This is a genomic window from Pontibacter brevis, assembly GCF_054779655.1.
In genome coordinates this window covers 32,569-50,862 of sequence record NZ_BAAGXV010000086.1, presented here as the reverse complement: position 1 = coordinate 50,862, position 18,294 = coordinate 32,569, and the positions used below count along the sequence as shown (strand labels likewise).

The following is an 18,294-nucleotide window of genomic DNA, read 5'->3' as shown; positions in this document are numbered from 1 at the left end:
TGAAAGGCTTTGCCAAATCAAAGCTTTATGCTTTAGGTTTGGTTACTTTAATGGAACAGAGCAACGGTGTCTTGTTTTCCAGTGCCATATGCGCCAGTAGCCGTCTTTGCCCTGCACCTTGTGCCGGAAGCAACTGTAGGGCGAGTACGGATACTCGTGCAGGAACTGCAGGTGCAGCAGCGGCTTTCCTTTTACATCGCCCGGTTCTTCCAGCCCTGTTTTGTTGCGTGATATCTGACCTTTCAAAAATGCAGCTACGCTGTAAAAGTCTGACTGCCGGTGGAGCGGGGTGCGTCGCTTCCACTACTGGCCGTTATTTTCTAAGTACAGTTCGTCGTCTTCCATCATTTTATAAATTTTTTGTTTTTGAAAGTTTAACATAGTGTAGTTTTAATATTTAAAACTTTATATATTTAAACCTTTAACTGGGCTGCAGAAATAAAGGGGGCTGTATAACTGAACAGGAGAAATGGATGGTAAATGGTGCCAAACTACTGCCTAGTCAGTAAATTATACAAAAGAAAGCACTGCAGACACGTCAATAACATCATTCTTCTGAGGAAAAACTGGCAAAAGCTCTGGAGTAGGAGCCACCCATCATCACTAGTGCCATAGGTGGCCAATAATGCTGGATATTTGACATAATACAACAAAAGGAGAAGTAAGTAAACTTCAATGTTTGAACAGAAAAATTTAACTGATGGACAAATGAACTTTAGATTCCTGGCTGGGGTGGGGGCCCAGGTCAGGGTAAAGTAATACCAGAATACTAACTATAACACAACAATCAACAAACTTATTTACCATAATGGTGTATCAACCGCTTACATTAGCCATTGCTGATGATCACGTACTGCTCCGGAAGGGAATTCTGGAATTATTTAAAGCATTTCCGGAAATAAAGGTAGTTGCCGATGCCAGTAATGGGGCAGAGCTGCTGGATAAAATAGAAAACAACCTGCCAGACGTTATCATACTCGATCTGGAGATGCCGGAAATGGATGGTGTACAAACAGCCCGCTACCTGCTGTCGAAGTATGACAATGTTTCTATACTGGTTATGACCATTCATGGAGAGGAGTCGCTTGTAGATGGCCTGCTGAAAAGGGGGGTAAGAGGTTATTTACTTAAAAACACGGAGCCAGCCGAACTGCGGGACGCACTGCAGGCCTTAAAAACCGGTGACTCTTATTTTTCGCATACCATCCATATATACAAGCGCTAGACATCCGCTCCTTTTTAGCACACCTCGAATAACTGACATGCCTTCAGCCTATGTCTTACAGGCATAGGCTGAAGGCATGGATAGCAGCAACAGACCGCTTATCAAACTCAGGAGAGCTGAACCTGAACCTGAACCTGAACCTTGCTAGTGCCGTAAGCTGCGCCTCATCACCTCCGTATTTTACCTGTTTGGCAGAAAAACAATAGAATATCTGTGTTCGGGTAAACTTTTGCAGAAAGTTAGGGTATAAGCAAAAACATCAGGGTTCTGTTATATAATACCGGTTTGTCTTTTTCATCCTGCTTGAGCAACATAGTCTTTTCTGTACTAAAGTTTCTTTGCCTGTTTCTGCTCCTGGCAGAAGCCGAAAACGCTTGTGCGCAGCAAAATCTACCCCAGCACAGGCCGTTGGTGCCGCAGGATTCTATTGTGCAGGATACAACAGGACTACCACTTACCCCAGAGCAACGCAACCAGTACGAGCAGAACATCCGGAGCTCGGCTGACCTCGAGATTGATGGTTTGATTGTAGATAAAACCATTTCTAAAGCCGGCCGCGATTTTTACGATGTTTTCCAAAGGCAGTGGGAGGCTCCTCCCATGGCTAAGAACTTCACTATTCAGATAGAAGAACTTCCGGGCCGGGGTAACATCACCATTGTTTCCCTGTCGGTGAATGAGGTGAAGTTATTTGAGCAGCCGCTTCAGCCCCGGTACGACATTGTGGAGGAGGTGGCCACCTACATGGTGGGGGTAGTGTATGAGTACCTGGTGAACGACCAGTTGAACAAACAACTGGAAGCAGAGGGCAAAAAAGCACGCGAGGTATTTTAATGTGAAACTGATGATTACAGCTATACCAACGATAAAAAAATGAACAAACTGTTCTATTTACTGGCTATTTGTTTGCTGGCAGCGAGCCACCTGCAGGCACAAGACCTGCTGTACCAGCCGAAGAACCCTGCCTTTGGCGGCGATACTTTTAATTACCAGTGGCTGCAGAGTTCTGCCCAGGCACAGGATAAAACAACAGATCCTAACGCGCAGGTAAACAGTTTGCTGAACAGGAGCCCACTCCAGGACTTCGAGCAAAACCTGAACAGGCAGATACTGAATCAACTATCAAGGCAGCTGGTTGCCTCACAGTTTGGTGAAGAAGGATTAGAGCCGGGCAGTTATACAGTGGGAAGCTACCAGATTGATGTAACAGAAGGAGGCAGCGGCATCAACATTGTGATTGTGGACATTGGAACAGGAGACAGGACAACGGTTACAATTCCCTATTTCTGACAGCTGCCCTTAGGTTTGAGTGCCTTCAATTTAGTACTGCTTTTGCTACACCCTTACACATACGTCACCCTTTCTTATGCTGCATAAAATGTTTCGGCCTTTACGTGCCCTGACCTTTCTGTTATTTCTACTTCAGTTAGCTTCCTGCGCGCCTTATTTCAACCAGCCCTTGCATACTTCAAGGGCCATGCTGGGTGCGCCTGCGCCAAACAGTGAGGAAGTGGTAAACCTGCCGCCGCCACAGCAGAAAGTAGTGGCAGCCGTATATAAGTTCCGGGACCAGACCGGGCAATACAAGCCATCTCTTAACAATGCCAACTGGTCTACGGCCGTAACCCAGGGAGCCACTACTATTCTTATAAATGCGCTGGAAGAATCTGGATGGTTCACCCCAATTGAGCGGGAAAACCTGGGCAATCTTTTAAACGAGCGCAAAATTATACGTTCTACCCGTGCCGAGGCTGAAGCCATTACCGGCAACAAGCAACCCGCTTTACCCGGGCTCCTTTTTGCAGGGGTAATACTGGAGGGTGGCATTATCTCTTATGATGCGAATGTTGTAACAGGCGGTGCCGGACTAAGATATTTTGGAGCGGGAGGCTCCGGGCAGTATAGGGAGGACAAAGTGACGGTGTACCTAAGAGCCGTATCATCTAGTACAGGCGAAATACTGAAGACCGTTTACACCTCCAAAACCATTCTTTCGCAATCAGTTGATTTCGGGTTGTTCCGGTATGTTACCTTCAAACGCCTGCTGGAGGCAGAAACCGGTTTTACGTACAATGAGCCGACAGAAATCGCAGTAAAAGAAGCCATCAACAAAGCGGTTCAAAGTTTAATAATTGAGGGGATTCTGGCGGGTTACTGGAGCCCGGAAAATCCTGCGGCCATGGAATCAGCTGTTATCAAAGACTACCTCCAGGAAAAAGAAAATGTACAGCATTCAGATGTACAGGGGCAGTTGCTGGCAGAGCGACGGGGGTTGCTGGGGGCAAGTGTGGCGGGCGGTGGCATACTATACCGTGGCGACTACTCAAATCCTGTGGTAAGACCTGTAGGAGAACTGGGCTTCAAAGTCAGTACCCGCAACAACCTGGGGTTTGACCTGAAGTTGGGAAGGGGAGGACTTGCCACACGTGAAGTTTTTGACCTTATTGTAAACTATGCTGAATTAGACCTGAACTACAACCTCTTTCCTAAATTAAGGCACACACCCTACCTTCAGGTTGGTGCAGGTGCTTTGGTAACAGATAACATCTTCTCAAATTTTGGAACAGAAGGGTTCAATCCTTATGTAAAAGCGGGGCTGGGTTATGAATATACGGTTACAAGGCGTATTGGCCTGGACTTCAATGCATCCAGTTCCTATTTGCTGAACGATAGCTTTGATGAGGTAGAGCAAGGCCGGTTTAATGACTATTTCTGGACTGGAAAGGTAGGTGTAAACTTCTATTTTGGCCTTTACAGGTAATCTTATGCAAATAGTCTGCTCTGGCTTTGAGCCAGAGGATTGGTTGACTGCATTACAGGGCCGTTCAAGGCAACTTGTATTCGGTAAATGAGATAAAGGATTAACTCTTTGATTTTTTGTTCGTTTAGTACCAGGTTTCACGCGGCACCTAGGTTAGAAGTCTTAAAGACTTTAACCTAAGTAGCCGGTAAGTTTCTCTTAATTTTTCCATTATAATATACATGTTCAAGACAGCTACCATTTATAAGTTTGTTTACTTCTTTCTGCTGCTAACCAGTATTATGGCGTGTAACGAAGACACCATAGAACCCAATGGTAGAGGGACTATCAGGGGTGTGGTTATCGACGCTACAACAAACCGGCCGATCGAGGCAGTCAGCATTACAACAAACCCGGCTACATCAGCCGTTATCACTAATGAAGAGGGTGTGTTTTCTATCACCGGTATTTCCAGAGGGGATTATAGCATCTCGGCTCAGAAACTTGGCTATAAAACCAGGACAGTTACCATAGCGGTAAGGGATGCAGAGCAGAGTGATGTAACACTTGTGCTGGAGGAGACGCAGGTCGGTGGTTCTGCACCCGGACAACCAGGAAGCCCTTCACCCGAAGTAAACGCAACCAATCAGCCTATTGATGTTACCCTGAGGTGGCAGGCACCGGATACGCTAAACAGCGATTCTTTAACATACGATGTTTACCTGTACGAATCGGGCAGTACGGGGAGGAGAAGGGTTGCGGAGGCAATATCCGATACCAGTGTGGTGGCACGTAACCTCATGTATAACACCACTTATTTCTGGCAGGTGGTAGTGAGAGATAACAGGGGCGGACTAACCAACGGTGAAGTTTGGAGTTTTACCACCGTACCAGTGCCGGAGGCACGTTACCTTTTTGCCCGCTCGACAGGGGGTGGTGACTTTAATATTTACAGTTCAGATGGTACAGAGGTTAATACCTTTCGCTTAACTTCAGACTTTAGCCGCGAATGGTGGCCAATTCTTAATCCACAGCGTGATGTAATAGCCTATTCCTCCAACGTTGGCATAGAACCACAGATTTTCTCTATGAACCGGGATGGTTCTAATAAAAAACAAATCACAAGTGTGCCTGTTGCCGGATACCACAACCAGGGCATTGGCTTTGCCTGGTCTCCGGACGGAGGGCAGTTGCTTTATCCTAATTACAACAAGCTTTACCGCATAGAACGCGATGGTTCAGGCCTCACGCTGGTAGCCACAGCGCCTGCCAACCGCCACTTCCGGATGGTAGACTGGACAGAGAGGGGCGACAGGATAGTAGCTCAGACAATAGGCGCTGACATAAACGATTCAGAAATCTATATCATGAATGCAGATGGCTCAGACATGACTTTGTTGGTGGGGAACCTCCCGGGCCGTGTGGAAAGCCCTTCTTTTTCTATTGATGGCAACAATGTGCTCTATACCCACGACGTGGCTGGTTTTGAGAACTTGCAAGGGCGGCAACTCAATGCACATATTTTCCGGACAACCCTCGATGGTTCAGGTGTAACAGACCTTTCCCGTTTTAAGCCTGAAGGAACAAATGACCTTTACCCGAAATATTCCCCTGATGGTTCCAAAATAATATTTGTGAACACGCCGAACGATGGCCTTGGCCCACATGATGTATACATGATGGATGCTGCTGATGGCAGAAACAGGGTAAAGCTTTTCTCCAACGCCACCATGCCCGACTGGAAATAAGCAAAGTGTACGGCTTCTTGCTTCAGGTGTATATAAAAATGGCTGCCTCTCAGGAGGCAGCCATTTTTTATGATTTAAGATAATTGCTTTTACTGCGTAACTGCAATCACGTTGTTGTTGCCCACCTGTGTCACAACGGCATTGCCATTATTGCCGGTCTGGAGGATGGCTGCAACGTTACCGTTACCCCACTGGCCGATGTACCCTAGGTTACCTGTACCCATCTGGCCGATGGCACTTATGTTGTTAGAACCATACTGTTCAATTTCAGCATAATTCATGAGGCCATACTGCAGGATAGCCGCCGCGTTTGAGTTACCTTCCTGGTACTGTACAGCCCATAAGTTATCGCCAGCCTGTGCTGCTACACCTATGTTGTTGTCGCCATACTGCGCTTGCCAGGAAACATTGCTCAGGCCACTTACCTGGTCAGCGCGGAGGTAGTTACCATCACCCCACTGGAACTGCTCCAGGGAATTGCTCATGGTTGCAGCGTACTGGTAAGCTTCTGTAACGTTGTCGTTTCCAAACTGCTCCACATACACATAGCCGTTAGTTCCTACCTGCTCAATGGTGGTGGCGTTATTTGCACCTCCCTGGAACTGCATGGTGTAGTTACCGGAACCAGCCTGCTGCAGCATTATAGCATTCTGCGACCCCTCCTGATCCTGGTAAGCCCAGTTGTCACTACCTGACTGGTTTACCTGCACCATCTGCTCGTTGTCCCGCTGTGCAACATCAATAAGGTTGTTACTGCCGACTTGTTCAATCTGTGCCATATGGTTGTTACCAGCCTGGTCAATCGTTAGCTGGTTCTGAGCCATAGCGAAGGAAGGCATGACTAAAGCAGCAGCTAAAATGAGTTTGAGTTGTTTCATAGTACTTAATGTTTTGGTGAAAGAATTTAAGTGAAAAAATAAGTAATAATACGATCGGAACAACCTTATGGTCAGCTGAAAACAGCTCTTAATTTTCCACCCGTTTATACCACAAGTGCCCACGGAATGTTATAACTTTTTTGTTATTTATTGCAGAATGTTGCAACAGCTCTTTTATTCACCCTCTTGAACATAGCTGGAAGGAATTTTGCCTGCATTGTTCAATCGTTAAAGTATTGCAAAAAGAGGTAAAAGTAGCTTATTCCTTAGCCGGGGGGTAATTAAGAGCTGTTTTCTCCCAAAGTTGGAGTTAAAGATACCTTAACAGAAGAGTTATAATTTTATAACCTTTCTGATGGAGGACAGAAAGGTGTATTTGTAAATGCCTGCTGTTGCAAACTAGGCAACACAAAAGAGGCTGGCTTATGACAGATAGGCTCTTTTGAAAACAAGGGATATGCGTTACTATGCTACAGGCTTCAAGTACTGTACAATCCAAACAGAAACCAGGGTGATAGCGCAGGCTATAATACCGACCCAGGAAAAGTGTAGCAGACTGCCCGTAGCAGACTCTTTTACAATAAAGCCCGCTGCAAACGAGCCGAGGCCAGCGCTTAGCTGCTGCACAGAGGAGTTGATACTCATGAAGCTGCCTCTCAGTTTTGGCTCTACAGTGGAAGTGATCAAAGCCATGGCTGGCACAAAGCGGGCGCCATAGAAGACAAAGAAGAACGTTGTGATGATAAGCGCGATATAGTGTGGCACAGGTGGCAGGTTCGTTATCACCAGAATCGGCAGAATGGAAAGCAAAGCCGAAATGGCGAACACACGTTTTTTTCCGTGCCTGTCTGCAAGCCAACCAGCCCATTGCGAGGTGAAAACGGTTGCCAGCCCGCCAAACAAATAGATATAACTCAACTCAGCCTCTTCAAACCCCACGTTGGCTACCATATAGGGGCTGATGAAAGGCACTACAAAAAAGCCAGCCATGGTAAGAGTAATTGTTAAAGCCATAGCCCACTGCAGGTTTAGGATGCCCAGGATTTTGCGGATCACCAGGAAAGGACTTTCTTTGGTAGCATTGGTCAGGTGCCCTCGCATGGTGGGTAAAAAGAAAAAGCCAACTAAGAGAATGACAAAACTCAGGGCAGCTACAAGGTAAAAAGGGGCGTGCCAGCTTGTCTGGCTTGCCAGGTATAAGCCAATTGGAATACCGGCAATGGAGGCTACCGAGAAGGCCGCCATTACCTTACCGGTGGCCGCTCCGCGGCGCTCCTCCGGAATAGCATCCCCGATAATGGCCAGCAAGATTGCTCCCAGCACACCGCCAAAAGCCCCGGCTATTATACGAGCCGTCAGCAGCAGCACATAAGAGGGAGCCATGGCACAGGCCAGGGTGCCTAAGGTAAAGCCCAGGTACAAACCCAGCAGTGCATGTTTCCTGTCGAAGCGGTCGATGACAAGGGCACTCAGGAACCCGGCCACTGCGGCGCTAAAGGTATAAGCCGATACCAGCAGGCCGAATTCCTTCGGAGAAATGCTGAACACACGCATCAGTTGGGGGCCCAGCGGCATCATGATCACAAAGTCGATCATGTGCGTGAACTGTATGGCGGCAAGTATAAAGATCAGCAGCCCTTCACGGATAACCTTTTTGGGAACAACGGCATCGGGTGAGGCAACAGAGATATCTTCAGGCTCTTGTGGAGAGGCTTTCATAATACTTCGGTTCAATGTAGGCGTGTAAATTAAGCATAATCATGCTCTTAACAGAGGAACCTCTTTAAACTATCAACCTGGCGCAATTGTTTTGTGTAAAAGAAGACCAGAAAGAGGCTGTAAAAGAATGGTTAAGAAGCAGGAAGAAAACGTTTGTGAGCTCTGCGGGAGAGAAGTGCAGAGCCTGTCACGGCACCACCTTGTGCCGCGGGAGGAGGGTGGCCGCTATGGCGCTACTGCCGAACTTTGCCAGCCCTGCCACAGCACCATCCACCTCACCTTCTCCAACCGCGATTTAGCTACCCAGTTTAACAGTATACCGGCACTGCAAAGAGCGGAGCCTTTACAAAAGTACCTGAAGTGGGTACGGGGTAAACGCATTCAGCGCATCTCTAACCGGAGGGGCAGGCGACGTTAACTTAGCTTCTCAGTTTCAGAATCAAATCTGTTTTGTACTGGTGCAGGCTTCCTTCTAAACCTGCCGGGTAGCTGTGCGGGTTCAGGTAGCGGCGTATGCTTTCGTGCAGCCTGTCGAGCTGGGATTTCGTCCTGGATTTGATGGTGGGCAGATCTGGCAGCGTATACACCAGTTGCCCTTCTTCAAAAACCGGCACCAGCAGTTCTTCGGAGGCCGTTTCAGGGGCTATTGTCTTGCGGCGGGTGCTGTCCAGCGGGTCCACAATCTGGAGGTGTTCGGGCAGGGGCTCCATTTCGTTATAAATCATATCGGCAATGTTGCCGTTTTCATCGTAGAACCGGCGCACCTGCAGCATGCCCGGGTTAGAGGTCTTGGCCCGTTGCTCCGACAGCTTCACTTTATACTCCCAGGTGCCATCCTGCCGCTTTAATGCAGCAAGCTTATACACACCGCCCAGCGCAGGCTGGTCATAGGCCGTCACCATTTTGGTGCCGATGCCCCACACATTCACTTTAGAGCCTTCGTGCTTCAGGCTCGTAATGATGTGCTCATCCAGGTCGTTGCTGGCCACGATGTTGGTGTCGGTAAAGCCGGCCTCGTCCAGCAGTTTACGCGCCTCTACGCTCAGGTAGGTCAGGTCGCCGGAGTCAAGCCGGATACCGCCGAATTTAAAGCCTTTGGGCTGTAGCTTTTTAGCTGTTGCAATGGCATTCTTTACCCCCTCCAGCGTGTCATAAGTATCTACTAAGAAAACAGAATCCTGCGGAAATGCTTCTCCATACGCTGCAAAAGCCTCTTCCTCTGAGTTGAAGGCCTGCACCCAGCTGTGGGCGTGCGTGCCCTTTACCGGAATATCATACAACTGGCCTGCCAGCAAATTCGAGGTGGCACTGGTTCCGCCAATATAAGCCGCTCTGGAGGCCGAGAGGGAGCCATCGATGCCCTGCGCCCGTCGCATACCGAACTCAATGACATGATCTCCTTTGGCGGCATCGGCAATACGGGCAGCTTTGGTCGCAATCAGCGTCTCAAAGTTGATGATGGTAAGCAGGGGTGTTTCAATCAGCTGGGCCTGTAGCAAGGGCCCCCTTACCCTTACCAGCGGCTCATTGGGGAATACAGCGGTGCCCTCCGGAACGGCATCCACGCTACAGGTAAACTGAAGATCCTGCAGGTACTGTATAAAACCCTGCTCAAACAGCGGCTGTCCCTGTCCTCCTTTCAGGTTAGACAAATAACTCAGGTCCTCTTCCCGGAACTTTAACTCCTGCAGGTACTGCACGGCATGTTCTAAGCCGGCAGAAATGGTATAGCCTCCCTTGAACGGGTTTTTCCGGAAGTATAAATGGAAGACTGCTTCCTGCTCTGCCATACCTTTCTTCCAGTAACCGTAGGCCATGGTGAGCTGGTACAGGTCGGTGAGCAATGTGAGGGAGGTTGCGTATATATCGTTTAATGCCATACCGGTAAATCAAAATGAAGAGGCAATACCTGCCAACGTGTACGATCAGCCTTAAGTTGGCTAACTTTTGAACGGGCCGGCAATTTAACAATTCAGCAATTAAACAAATGAACAATTTGTGTCTTAGTGCTGACGGATGCAATTTTGAGCCATGCAGAAAAAACAGTTTATTCCTTTCTCAGAGGTTAAAAGTAAAAAAGCCATCGTGGTGGACAGCACCCATGCCAACGGTGTGATGCTGTCGCACTGGAAGGGTGCTCCCACACCTGCTGCTGTACAGGACGATACCAGCGCTGCCATTGTGCTGCATGCCCTGCGTCAGAATCTGCCGGAGCTCGACCTGCCTTATGTATCATCAAATCATTTTGATGTTGATGGCTTTGTGGGCGTGTGGGCACTTCTCAACCCGGAGCAGGCACTGGAACATGAGGAGTTGCTGCGGCAAATGGCTTTGATCGGTGACTTCAGAGAACTGGACCTGAATCACCCTTTGGCAGGCGAGGCGCTGAAGCTGGTTTGCTGGATGAACGCCAAAGAACGGGAACTGTTTTACAAACCTTTTGCCGCTGACGAAGCGGAGGAGAAGGAAGCGGCACAGTGCGTGCAGAAGTTTAAGTACTTCCTCCGGGAATTCGGGCGGGTACTGCAGGACCCGGACTGGGAAAGAGGGGCCTGGGAAGATGAAGTAGGAGGTGTGTTGCTAGGCTACCGCGACATGTATAAGCCGGACACTAAAATCACGCGGCACCCGGAAATTGGCTTGATTATCATCGAGACACCGCACCCTGTGCACTATTATGCCCTCTTCAGTCGCACCCAGGGTTTTGATATGGTTCTGGCGTGCTACAATCAGAACAAATACGAATTAGAGTACAAGTACACGACCTGGGTTGACATTGCCTCCCGACCTACGCTCCCCCGCCTGAACATGGCTCCGTTATCGGGTCGCCTGAATCAACTGGAAACCTCCGGCCGCCGCTGGACCCATGATTCTATTACTGATACCGGCCCTTTGCTGCGCCTGGATGGAGACAAACTTACCCGGGCAGAAGCCTACGATAACCCAACTGAACGTGAGATTTATTCTTCTTCCATACCTGTGGCACAACTGCAGGAAGAGGTGGTAAACTACTACCGGGAAGGTTATAAAAATATCCAGCCCAGGCATAAGTGGACCTGGAAAGAAATCAAAGACCTGAACAAGTAAGGGTTGCCAGACAGCCGCAGGCTTGAAGGATGCTTCAACTGGCACTGGCAGGTCCTAATTACTTGTTCTGAAAGCTGAAAAGGACAAATAAGTTATTCATAACCAAATATTTTGCCTTGGTACCAGGAGCGCTTAACACACCGCTGAAAATAAAAAAGGCTTTTAGAGTAGGTACATAGGTTATTCAGCAAAAAAACTCTATCTCTTGTAATTCTTTCCGTATACATCGTGAAATAGTTCTATAATCATGAGCTAAACCAAACAACACAATTTATATGGAAAGAATTTTATGTCCCGTTGACTTTTCGGATACCTCTGCGAAGGCGATGGACTATGCCGTTTTCATGGCGCAGCATGCAGGAGCACACCTGTCGCTGCTGCATGTGCTGCATTTGCCAATCGTCGACACATCTGAAACAGCTTTAGTGGCAAGCGAACTGCTGGGGGAGCAGAAGCGCGATGCTGCCGGCAAGCTGGATGCGCTGTGTCTTGAAATTGAAAAACAGTATGGCGCAAACGGTGATGGGGGATTTACCTGCGACTATATCCTGAAAGAGGCTTTGCTAACAGACATGGCAGCGGAACTGACTGCACCAGGAGGCTACAATTTGATTGTGATGGGCACAACAGGCCTGGACAATACCATGGAGGAATTATTAATTGGCAGTAATACTGAAGCGGTGATAGAGGAAGTGAAGTGCCCGGTGCTTTCTATACCTTCCGTGGCACCTGCACCTAGCTTCGAGAAAATAGTATATGCGTCGGATTACAGCGAAGAGGACCGGAACGCCCTGAAGCAAGTGGTGCAACTGGGTAGCTACTTTGGCTCACACATAGACGTAGTGCACGTAGTTAAGTCACCGGAGGACACTCATACAGAGGAGGCGGAGCGTTTTTGGGAGGAGCTTCAGAAACTGTTCCCCAATGTGCCGCTTAGCTTTCAGGAAATAACCAACAAGCACCGCGATGAAGGGCTAAAGGATTACTTCAGAAAAGCCGGCGGCGAGATACTGGCGGTTGTAAGACGAAAAAAAGGGTTTCTCCGGGAGCTGTTTACGCAAAGTTTGGCAGAGCGCCTCACATACCAGGCAGAGGTGCCTTTGCTTGTACTGCATGGGCAGAAGACAAAGTAGACGGTGGCGGTTTAAAAAGCAAAGGCCCCGCTTTCAGAGCGAAGCCTTTGCTTTTTCTTTGAAGTTGGCGGCAGTACTTTTTAGGGCTGCTGCATTAGCGTGCAAATTCTTCCGTGTTGAAAGCAGACTTCAGTTTGGCTAATAGACTTTTGTACTGCAGCACGTCTTCACTCTCACACCATTCTTTCTGTAACTTGTATATCATTGCATTCACTGTCTCTTCAAGCCGTGACAGTTCCTGGTCTGTGATTTCAAGATTGATTTTCTTTCCCATGGCTAACTTAATATTAAACTAAAGCACTTCTAGCGTGGCTAGGGGTGCAAAATAAATCTAAAGCTTTTGAATAATCAATAAAATGTTCAAACATTAAACGATTGATGGCTAACATCCTGACATTAAAGGAAGTTCAAAGCTTGTGGGAATTCTTTAAATGGTATTTAATTGAGAAGTAACTAGTCTTGTGCAGGCAATCCTTTGCAGCTTGTTGGGATTTAGCCTTAAAAGCAGCGCCCTTCACCACTTTGCTAACATAGCTATCTTACCATCTCTTCATCGAATATGTGAGCTAATTCCTCGCTGCATACATAGCAGTTGTAGCGGCCATAATCTTCAATGGCGCGGACCAGGGTCAGGTTCCGGAAAGTGCCTTTGCCTTTGCATTCTGCCAGCAACGGACAATCATGCTGCACATGGAAAACATCAAACGATGCATTTTCGCAGATCCAGACACGCTCCTCTGCCAGGTCCGGCGGAATCACATAAAAAGTAGGAGCAGGCCGGACCGCTGTGGTGTCTGCTGCAGTAATGGTATTGGCTGCTTCTGTTTGATCTGTCTCTTCTGTCTGCTGGCATGAGAAAACGCTACATGTTACTGTTAGCAGGAGCAAATTTCTGAAGGTGTTAATTATTCTATCTGATAAGATGAAGTTCATTGGGTTATAATGCAGAGTTTACCAAAGGTAAAGATTTTTAAAGATTGCTGCAGGTCTTATCGGGGCGGCGATTGTATTCCCGGATAGCGACGGCTTCTGTTACGGTTACAAGGCTCTTTTTACAACGCTTCAGCACATGGCAGGTTTTGCTAAGGTGGTAGACTTCAGAACCGCTGCTGCTACAAAGGTAAACAGGGCGTTTCGCAGCGCCTGCCGGTATAGGGGCTGTGCTGACAGCAGTTTCTGTATTACTGTTTCCGCTTCGCTTCTCTTTCCTGAAATCCCAGGGAGCTACCGGGTTGGGATCCTGCCACAGACCGCGTTTAAAACGTTTGGCATCGGCTTCTAAGTTAGCCAGCCTGGTATCTTTGGAGTAGGCTTTATAGTGCCAGGCGAAGCCGTTCTTTACGAGTTCCTCGTTTAAATTACGCCCGTCCGGCAGCATGATTGTCCCGACAGTGCGCCCGTACCTGTCTTTGTTATGCTCGATTAACCGAACCGTTTTGCCAAACACCAGGTCAGAAGTGAACTGCCTTGCTCTTTCCCCAAAGGCCTGCTTTTTTTCAGGGGTATCTACGCCGAACAAGCGAACAGTTACCGGTTGGCCATTGCGCAGCAGCTCTATCGTGTCGCCGTCTTTTATCCCGATTACCTTATCACCGGCAGTAGCAGCCGGTTGGGCTGGAGCAGCTTCCCCTGCTTCTTCTTCCAGTGGGATTGTTTCTTCTACTGTGGTTTCAGCGGATGGCGTTTCGGGCAGGTTTTCGTTGCGCTCCAGCACAGCCTGTTGCCGCTGCCTGAACTGTTCCTGTGCTTCTTCCCGGCTACTCTGTTTGCAGGACATGGCTGCACAGAGCACCAGGGCAAGCAGTAAGTGAATATTGTTTCTCATGTGGATTTGGGCTAAGACAAAAATACACAAGCCCGCCGGAGAAAAATAATGGGAACGGTTATCTTTTCAGTTTCAGGTACACAGCATGCACCAGGCTTTTTCGGATTTTTGAAAAGCTAATAACTTTAACTTGCTGTTACCAGCCCACAACCTCCACCTTGCTCACGCCACCAGCTTTCTTTTGCACACGTATCTGTGTGCTGATGCGCTCTTTCAGTGCCTCTACGTGCGAGATTATACCTATCATCTTGCCGCTGGCCTGCAAATTCTCCAGCGTAGTGATGGCAGCATCCAGCGTTTCGGCATCCAGTGTGCCGAAGCCCTCATCAATGAACAGCGAGTTGATCTGGGTGCGGCGCCCGGCGAGGTCGGAGAGACCCAGCGCCAGTGCCAGGCTAACCAAGAAGCTCTCACCGCCAGAGAGCGTGTTCATTGGGCGGATAGCTTCTGCCTGGTAGGTATCAACTATGAGCAACTCCAGGTCTTCTTCCGAAGATTTCAGGATGCGGTAGCGGTCGTTCAGTTTCTGGAGGTGGCGGTTAGCCAGCTCTACCAGCCTGGCCAGGGTAAGGCCCTGGGCAAAACGGCTGAACTTGTTTCCATCTGCTGAGCCAATCAGGTCGGCCAGCTGGTTCCAGCGGTTGCAAACCAGTTGCTGTGTTTGCAGCTGTTCGGCCAGTTCCCTGTTTTTTTCGCGCTGCGCAGCGTCCTGCTCCAACAATTGCTGAAAGCGGGCGCGCTGCTCAATCAACTGTCGTTGCTGCTGCTTTTTCTCTTCCGAAGCTTTCTGAAGGGCATCGGCACTTTCAGAGGATAGCTGCCTGGCCTGTGTTGTCTCCAGGTCGTGCCGTACATCGCTTAGCGATTTGCGGAGCTCCGTCAGTTGCTTTTCAGTCTGGGCTTTCAGGTTAGCCAGGCGATCTGCCTCGTCGCGGTTTAAAAGCATTTGACTGAGCGCCTCGATAGTGGCAATGCCTTTTTGCTGCAACACCTGCAGCAAGCCATCGCGTAGCTGGTCCAGCACCGACTTATCCTGCTGATGCCTGGAAGTACATTCTGTGCGCCGTTGCCGTGCCTCCTGCAGCTGCTGTTGCTTTTTCTGCTGACTGGCACGGGCTTCTTCCGCTTGCCGGGCGCGGTTGCGGAGATCCTGCTGCGCCAGTTGTCGCTCCTGCTGTGGCTGCTTTTCCCCGAACAAAGCCGTGCGCGCTGCCTTCAGCTCGGTCAGTTTTACATGCTCCAGTTTCAGGTTCTCCTGGCGCTCTTTCAGCTCCTGCTCTTTCTCCTTTACCTTCGCTTGCAAGGCTTTTACCTGCTCTTTCAGCTCAATATACTTTTCGCGCATTTGCTCCAGGGCCTGCTGCTTCTGCTGGTATGCGGCAGCCTGCTGTTCCAGCGTTTGCAGCAACTCCTGCTTTGCCTCCGGCTTATACGCCAACCGGTAGGCGGCGGCAAAAGACTCAGCTGTTTCAGTATGTGCCTGCTGCTGTTCCTGCTGGTCCTGTATGGCAGCCTCCAGTTTTTGTAATTGCGCCTGCAGCAGTTTATCAGACTGTTTCAACTGGGCGTATTTGCCCTGTGCCTGCACCTGTGCCTCGCGCAATTTCATCAGTTCTTGGTTAATGCCGTCTGTTTCGCGACTCAGGTTGCGGGCCTGCGCCAATGTTTGATGCAACTGGTTCAGTGCCTGCTTTTCGTTGTAAAGTAATTCAGCAAGCTTTGTGGCGTCCTCAATTTTGATTGTTAAAGCCACGCCCTCCATCAAACTGGTATAAGAAAGAAGCAGGCGCTTTGCTTCGGCCTCGGCTTCTGCTTTTGTTTGTGCAGCCAACTGTAGTTTTGGCTGCAGTGCACTGATTTGCATTTGCAGTGTGTGGATGCTTTGCTGCAGCTCCGTTACCAATGCCTGCTGCTTATCTCTTTTCTGCTCTTCTTCTGTCAGGCTGAAAGTGTATTGGCCTTCTACAAAAGGATGATGCTCTGAGCCGCAGAGCGGGCAGGGTTCTTCTGGTTTCAGATGATGCCGTGCCTGCTCGTATTCCTGTATGCGCTGCTGCAGCGCTACCAGCTTCTGCAGGTCTTCCAGCCGTTCTGCAGCCGCCGTGTGTTTTAGCTGCGTTTCCTCCAGTTTTGTTTTATGCAAGGCTGCTTCCTGCTCCTGTTGCGCAATTTGCTCCTGCAGGCTTTTTAGCTTCTGCTGCAGGGTAGCATGCTGTTGGGCAAGTTCAGACAAACGTTCGTATCGTGCCAGTACTGCAGGCTGTGCCTGTGCTGCCTGCTCCAGTTCCTCTAGGCTTTTGTCGGAGAGGATTTCCTGTAGCCGGGTAAGTTTTGACTGCTTTTGCTTCTCCAGGTCTTTTTGCTGTTCCTGTTGTTGCTCCTGCGCCGCTATGAGCTCTTTTACCTGTTGCGCCTCCTGTGTGCGCTGGCTTTGGATTTCCTGCTGCTCTTTCTGGTTTTGCTTTAGCTTTTGCGCTACTTCCTGCAGGTCTTTCAGGGTTTGGCGCATTTCAGGCAGGTTCTCCCGCAAATCCTGCAGGTGCTGGTTCGCCTCCAGCCAATTTTTAAATGCTGTGGCCTCCTGCGTCAGCTTTTCCAGCTCCTCCTGCTTTTGGGGCAGCAGGGTTTGTTCCTGCTTCAGGGCTGCCTCAAATTGCTGATAAGCTGCTTTGTCCCTGGCATAGTTCTCCCGGATGGTCTGTAGCTGATGGTCCAGCGTTGTGACCTGCTCCAGCAGCGGCTCTAGCTTGTGCAGGTTTTCTTCCTGCTGCTGGTAAGCTTTTCCGGCCTCTGCAGCCACTTTCCCTGCCAATTCCAGTTCCGCCTCCAGTACCGGAATTTGTTTTTCCAGTGTCAGGAGCTGCTCCTGCACTTCTGCTACCTTGCTGTCGGCAGCCCGGATCTGGGTCAGCTCGCCAACATATTGGTTTGCCTGCTCGTGCTGCTGTAGCTTCCTGAAATCCGGCTGCAGTTGCTCCAGTTTCTGCTCCTGCACCTGCAGGGCCGCCTCGTGTTGCTGTTTTTTAGCTTGCAGTTGCTGTACCTGCTGCAGCCACTGCAATTGCTCCTGCATCGCAGCGATGTCTTTCTGAAACGCTATTTCCTGACCTAGCAGCTCTGCTATGCTTTGCTCGTAAGCCTGGCGCTGTTCTTCTGGTAGCAGCTTGTTGTCCTGCAGGCGGCGCTCCAATTCCTCGCGCTTCTGCTGTTCTGTTTTCGCTTTTCTAAATGCTGATTTAGAAATTTCGGAGTAGATGCCGGTATCGGTGATTTTCTCTAATAAGTTACTGCGCTCGTTCGGGTTAGCCTTCAGGAAGCGTGCAAAGTCCCCTTGGGAGAGCATGACAGAACGAAGGAACTGGCTGTAATCGAGGCCGCAGATTTCCGCTACCTTGTCCGGTACATGGCTTGGCTTCAGGTCAAAGGGCTTGTCATCCTCCAGGTCGCAAAGCTCCATGTGCACGGGCTGCATGTTGCCGTCTGCTTTGCTCCGGCTTCGCCGTATCTGCCACCGGGAGCGGTAGCGCTTGCCGTTCGCCTCAAACTCCACCTCCGAAAAGGACTCTGCTGTATGTCTTGTCATCAGTTCCAGCGGCTTATCGCTGCTATGGCGGTGCACCAGCCCGTATAAGCCCACTGTGATGGCATCCAGTATCGTTGTTTTACCTGCACCCGTCTGCCCCGTAATCGCGAACAAGCCTGCGTCGGCCAGCGGACTCCGGTCAAAGCGGATTTCATGCTCACCCTTCAGTGAGTTCAGGTTCTGGAAACGGACGGAAAGGATTTTCATGGTGTACTTTGGCTAATATGTTTATGCGGCGCAAATGTCAGGTGAGACCTCGTTTGCTTGTGTTTGCTTTTGCTGTGTAGCCTGCAAACCGCTCCCAGGTCTGGAGGACACTGAGGTTTTGCCTCAGCTCCCTTGCAACAGGTTGCGCG

The 18,294-nt window shown here is 49.4% G+C and carries 16 protein-coding genes; 8 read left to right on the top strand and 8 right to left on the bottom strand.

Going from position 1 to position 18,294, the window contains the following annotated elements; genetic code table 11:
• Positions 1-42 precede the first annotated feature (42 nt).
• Complete coding sequence (locus tag ACYVB1_RS18715; protein WP_460925332.1) at positions 43-246, bottom strand: hypothetical protein; 204 nt, start codon at positions 244-246, stop codon at positions 43-45.
• A gap of 562 nt (positions 247-808) precedes the next feature.
• On the opposite strand from ACYVB1_RS18715, the gene ACYVB1_RS18710 reads away from it, so the two are divergent.
• The 5 genes from ACYVB1_RS18710 to ACYVB1_RS18690 all read left to right on the top strand — a co-directional run bounded on the left by ACYVB1_RS18710 (position 809) and on the right by ACYVB1_RS18690 (position 5,713).
• The gene (locus ACYVB1_RS18710; protein WP_460925331.1) at positions 809-1,225 is read left to right on the top strand and encodes a response regulator; all 417 of its coding nucleotides are present in this window, start codon (positions 809-811) and stop codon (positions 1,223-1,225) included.
• 303 nt (positions 1,226-1,528) lie between these two features.
• On the top strand, positions 1,529-2,059 hold the full coding sequence (locus ACYVB1_RS18705) for a CsgE family curli-type amyloid fiber assembly protein (protein ID WP_460925330.1): 531 nt from the start codon (positions 1,529-1,531) through the stop codon (positions 2,057-2,059).
• 39 nt (positions 2,060-2,098) lie between these two features.
• Positions 2,099-2,515 (top strand): curli production assembly/transport component CsgF, encoded by a 417-nt coding sequence (locus ACYVB1_RS18700; RefSeq protein WP_460925329.1) that lies wholly within the window; start codon positions 2,099-2,101, stop codon positions 2,513-2,515.
• 169 nt (positions 2,516-2,684) lie between these two features.
• Positions 2,685-3,986, top strand: coding sequence for a CsgG/HfaB family protein (locus ACYVB1_RS18695; protein ID WP_460925328.1), 1,302 nt, complete (start codon positions 2,685-2,687; stop codon positions 3,984-3,986).
• Between the two features lie 221 nt (positions 3,987-4,207).
• On the top strand, positions 4,208-5,713 hold the full coding sequence (locus tag ACYVB1_RS18690; RefSeq protein ID WP_460925327.1) for a carboxypeptidase-like regulatory domain-containing protein: 1,506 nt from the start codon (positions 4,208-4,210) through the stop codon (positions 5,711-5,713).
• Between the two features lie 89 nt (positions 5,714-5,802).
• Here ACYVB1_RS18690 and ACYVB1_RS18685 read toward each other — a convergent pair whose 3' ends face one another.
• Both ACYVB1_RS18685 and ACYVB1_RS18680 read right to left on the bottom strand, forming a co-directional pair.
• Positions 5,803-6,591: a hypothetical protein gene (locus ACYVB1_RS18685; protein WP_460925326.1), complete on the bottom strand. Its 789-nt coding sequence runs from the start codon at positions 6,589-6,591 to the stop codon at positions 5,803-5,805.
• Positions 6,592-7,056: 465 nt separating this feature from the next.
• Entirely contained in the window at positions 7,057-8,310 is a 1,254-nt protein-coding gene (locus ACYVB1_RS18680; protein WP_460925325.1) for an MFS transporter, read from the bottom strand.
• 127 nt (positions 8,311-8,437) lie between these two features.
• Here ACYVB1_RS18680 and ACYVB1_RS18675 point away from each other — a divergent pair, with 127 nt between their 5' ends.
• Positions 8,438-8,728: an HNH endonuclease gene (locus ACYVB1_RS18675; RefSeq protein WP_460925324.1), complete on the top strand. Its 291-nt coding sequence runs from the start codon at positions 8,438-8,440 to the stop codon at positions 8,726-8,728.
• 1 nt (position 8,729) lies between these two features.
• Here ACYVB1_RS18675 and ACYVB1_RS18670 read toward each other — a convergent pair whose 3' ends face one another.
• On the bottom strand, positions 8,730-10,190 hold the full coding sequence (locus ACYVB1_RS18670; RefSeq protein WP_460925323.1) for a nicotinate phosphoribosyltransferase: 1,461 nt from the start codon (positions 10,188-10,190) through the stop codon (positions 8,730-8,732).
• A gap of 151 nt (positions 10,191-10,341) precedes the next feature.
• Here ACYVB1_RS18670 and ACYVB1_RS18665 point away from each other — a divergent pair, with 151 nt between their 5' ends.
• Both ACYVB1_RS18665 and ACYVB1_RS18660 read left to right on the top strand, forming a co-directional pair.
• Positions 10,342-11,397: a DUF6687 family protein gene (locus ACYVB1_RS18665; RefSeq protein WP_460925322.1), complete on the top strand. Its 1,056-nt coding sequence runs from the start codon at positions 10,342-10,344 to the stop codon at positions 11,395-11,397.
• A 275-nt stretch (positions 11,398-11,672) separates the two neighbouring features.
• On the top strand, positions 11,673-12,530 hold the full coding sequence (locus ACYVB1_RS18660) for a universal stress protein (RefSeq protein WP_460925321.1): 858 nt from the start codon (positions 11,673-11,675) through the stop codon (positions 12,528-12,530).
• A gap of 94 nt (positions 12,531-12,624) precedes the next feature.
• Here ACYVB1_RS18660 and ACYVB1_RS18655 read toward each other — a convergent pair whose 3' ends face one another.
• The 4 genes from ACYVB1_RS18655 to ACYVB1_RS18640 all read right to left on the bottom strand — a co-directional run bounded on the left by ACYVB1_RS18655 (position 12,625) and on the right by ACYVB1_RS18640 (position 18,145).
• Positions 12,625-12,804, bottom strand: a complete 180-nt coding sequence (locus ACYVB1_RS18655; protein WP_460925320.1) for a hypothetical protein — start codon at positions 12,802-12,804, stop codon at positions 12,625-12,627.
• 260 nt (positions 12,805-13,064) lie between these two features.
• On the bottom strand, positions 13,065-13,418 hold the full coding sequence (locus ACYVB1_RS18650; RefSeq protein WP_460925319.1) for a hypothetical protein: 354 nt from the start codon (positions 13,416-13,418) through the stop codon (positions 13,065-13,067).
• 82 nt (positions 13,419-13,500) lie between these two features.
• Positions 13,501-14,355: a thermonuclease family protein gene (locus ACYVB1_RS18645; protein WP_460925318.1), complete on the bottom strand. Its 855-nt coding sequence runs from the start codon at positions 14,353-14,355 to the stop codon at positions 13,501-13,503.
• A gap of 136 nt (positions 14,356-14,491) precedes the next feature.
• Positions 14,492-18,145, bottom strand: a complete 3,654-nt coding sequence (locus ACYVB1_RS18640) for an AAA family ATPase (RefSeq protein WP_460925317.1) — start codon at positions 18,143-18,145, stop codon at positions 14,492-14,494.
• Between the last annotated feature and the right edge of the window lie 149 nt (positions 18,146-18,294).

What these genes read in the sequence shown, in the direction of transcription:
- ACYVB1_RS18710 (WP_460925331.1), top strand. Translation starts at nt 809, where the DNA reads ATGGTGTATCAACCGCTTACATTAGCCATTGCTGATGATCACGTACTG.
- ACYVB1_RS18700 (WP_460925329.1), top strand. Translation starts at nt 2,099, where the DNA reads ATGAACAAACTGTTCTATTTACTGGCTATTTGTTTGCTGGCAGCGAGC.
- ACYVB1_RS18690 (WP_460925327.1), top strand. Translation starts at nt 4,208, where the DNA reads ATGTTCAAGACAGCTACCATTTATAAGTTTGTTTACTTCTTTCTGCTG.
- ACYVB1_RS18685 (WP_460925326.1), bottom strand. Translation starts at nt 6,591, where the DNA reads ATGAAACAACTCAAACTCATTTTAGCTGCTGCTTTAGTCATGCCTTCC.
- ACYVB1_RS18680 (WP_460925325.1), bottom strand. Translation starts at nt 8,310, where the DNA reads ATGAAAGCCTCTCCACAAGAGCCTGAAGATATCTCTGTTGCCTCACCC.
- ACYVB1_RS18675 (WP_460925324.1), top strand. Translation starts at nt 8,438, where the DNA reads ATGGTTAAGAAGCAGGAAGAAAACGTTTGTGAGCTCTGCGGGAGAGAA.
- ACYVB1_RS18670 (WP_460925323.1), bottom strand. Translation starts at nt 10,190, where the DNA reads ATGGCATTAAACGATATATACGCAACCTCCCTCACATTGCTCACCGAC.
- ACYVB1_RS18665 (WP_460925322.1), top strand. Translation starts at nt 10,342, where the DNA reads ATGCAGAAAAAACAGTTTATTCCTTTCTCAGAGGTTAAAAGTAAAAAA.
- ACYVB1_RS18660 (WP_460925321.1), top strand. Translation starts at nt 11,673, where the DNA reads ATGGAAAGAATTTTATGTCCCGTTGACTTTTCGGATACCTCTGCGAAG.
- ACYVB1_RS18655 (WP_460925320.1), bottom strand. Translation starts at nt 12,804, where the DNA reads ATGGGAAAGAAAATCAATCTTGAAATCACAGACCAGGAACTGTCACGG.
- ACYVB1_RS18645 (WP_460925318.1), bottom strand. Translation starts at nt 14,355, where the DNA reads ATGAGAAACAATATTCACTTACTGCTTGCCCTGGTGCTCTGTGCAGCC.
- ACYVB1_RS18640 (WP_460925317.1), bottom strand. Translation starts at nt 18,145, where the DNA reads ATGAAAATCCTTTCCGTCCGTTTCCAGAACCTGAACTCACTGAAGGGT.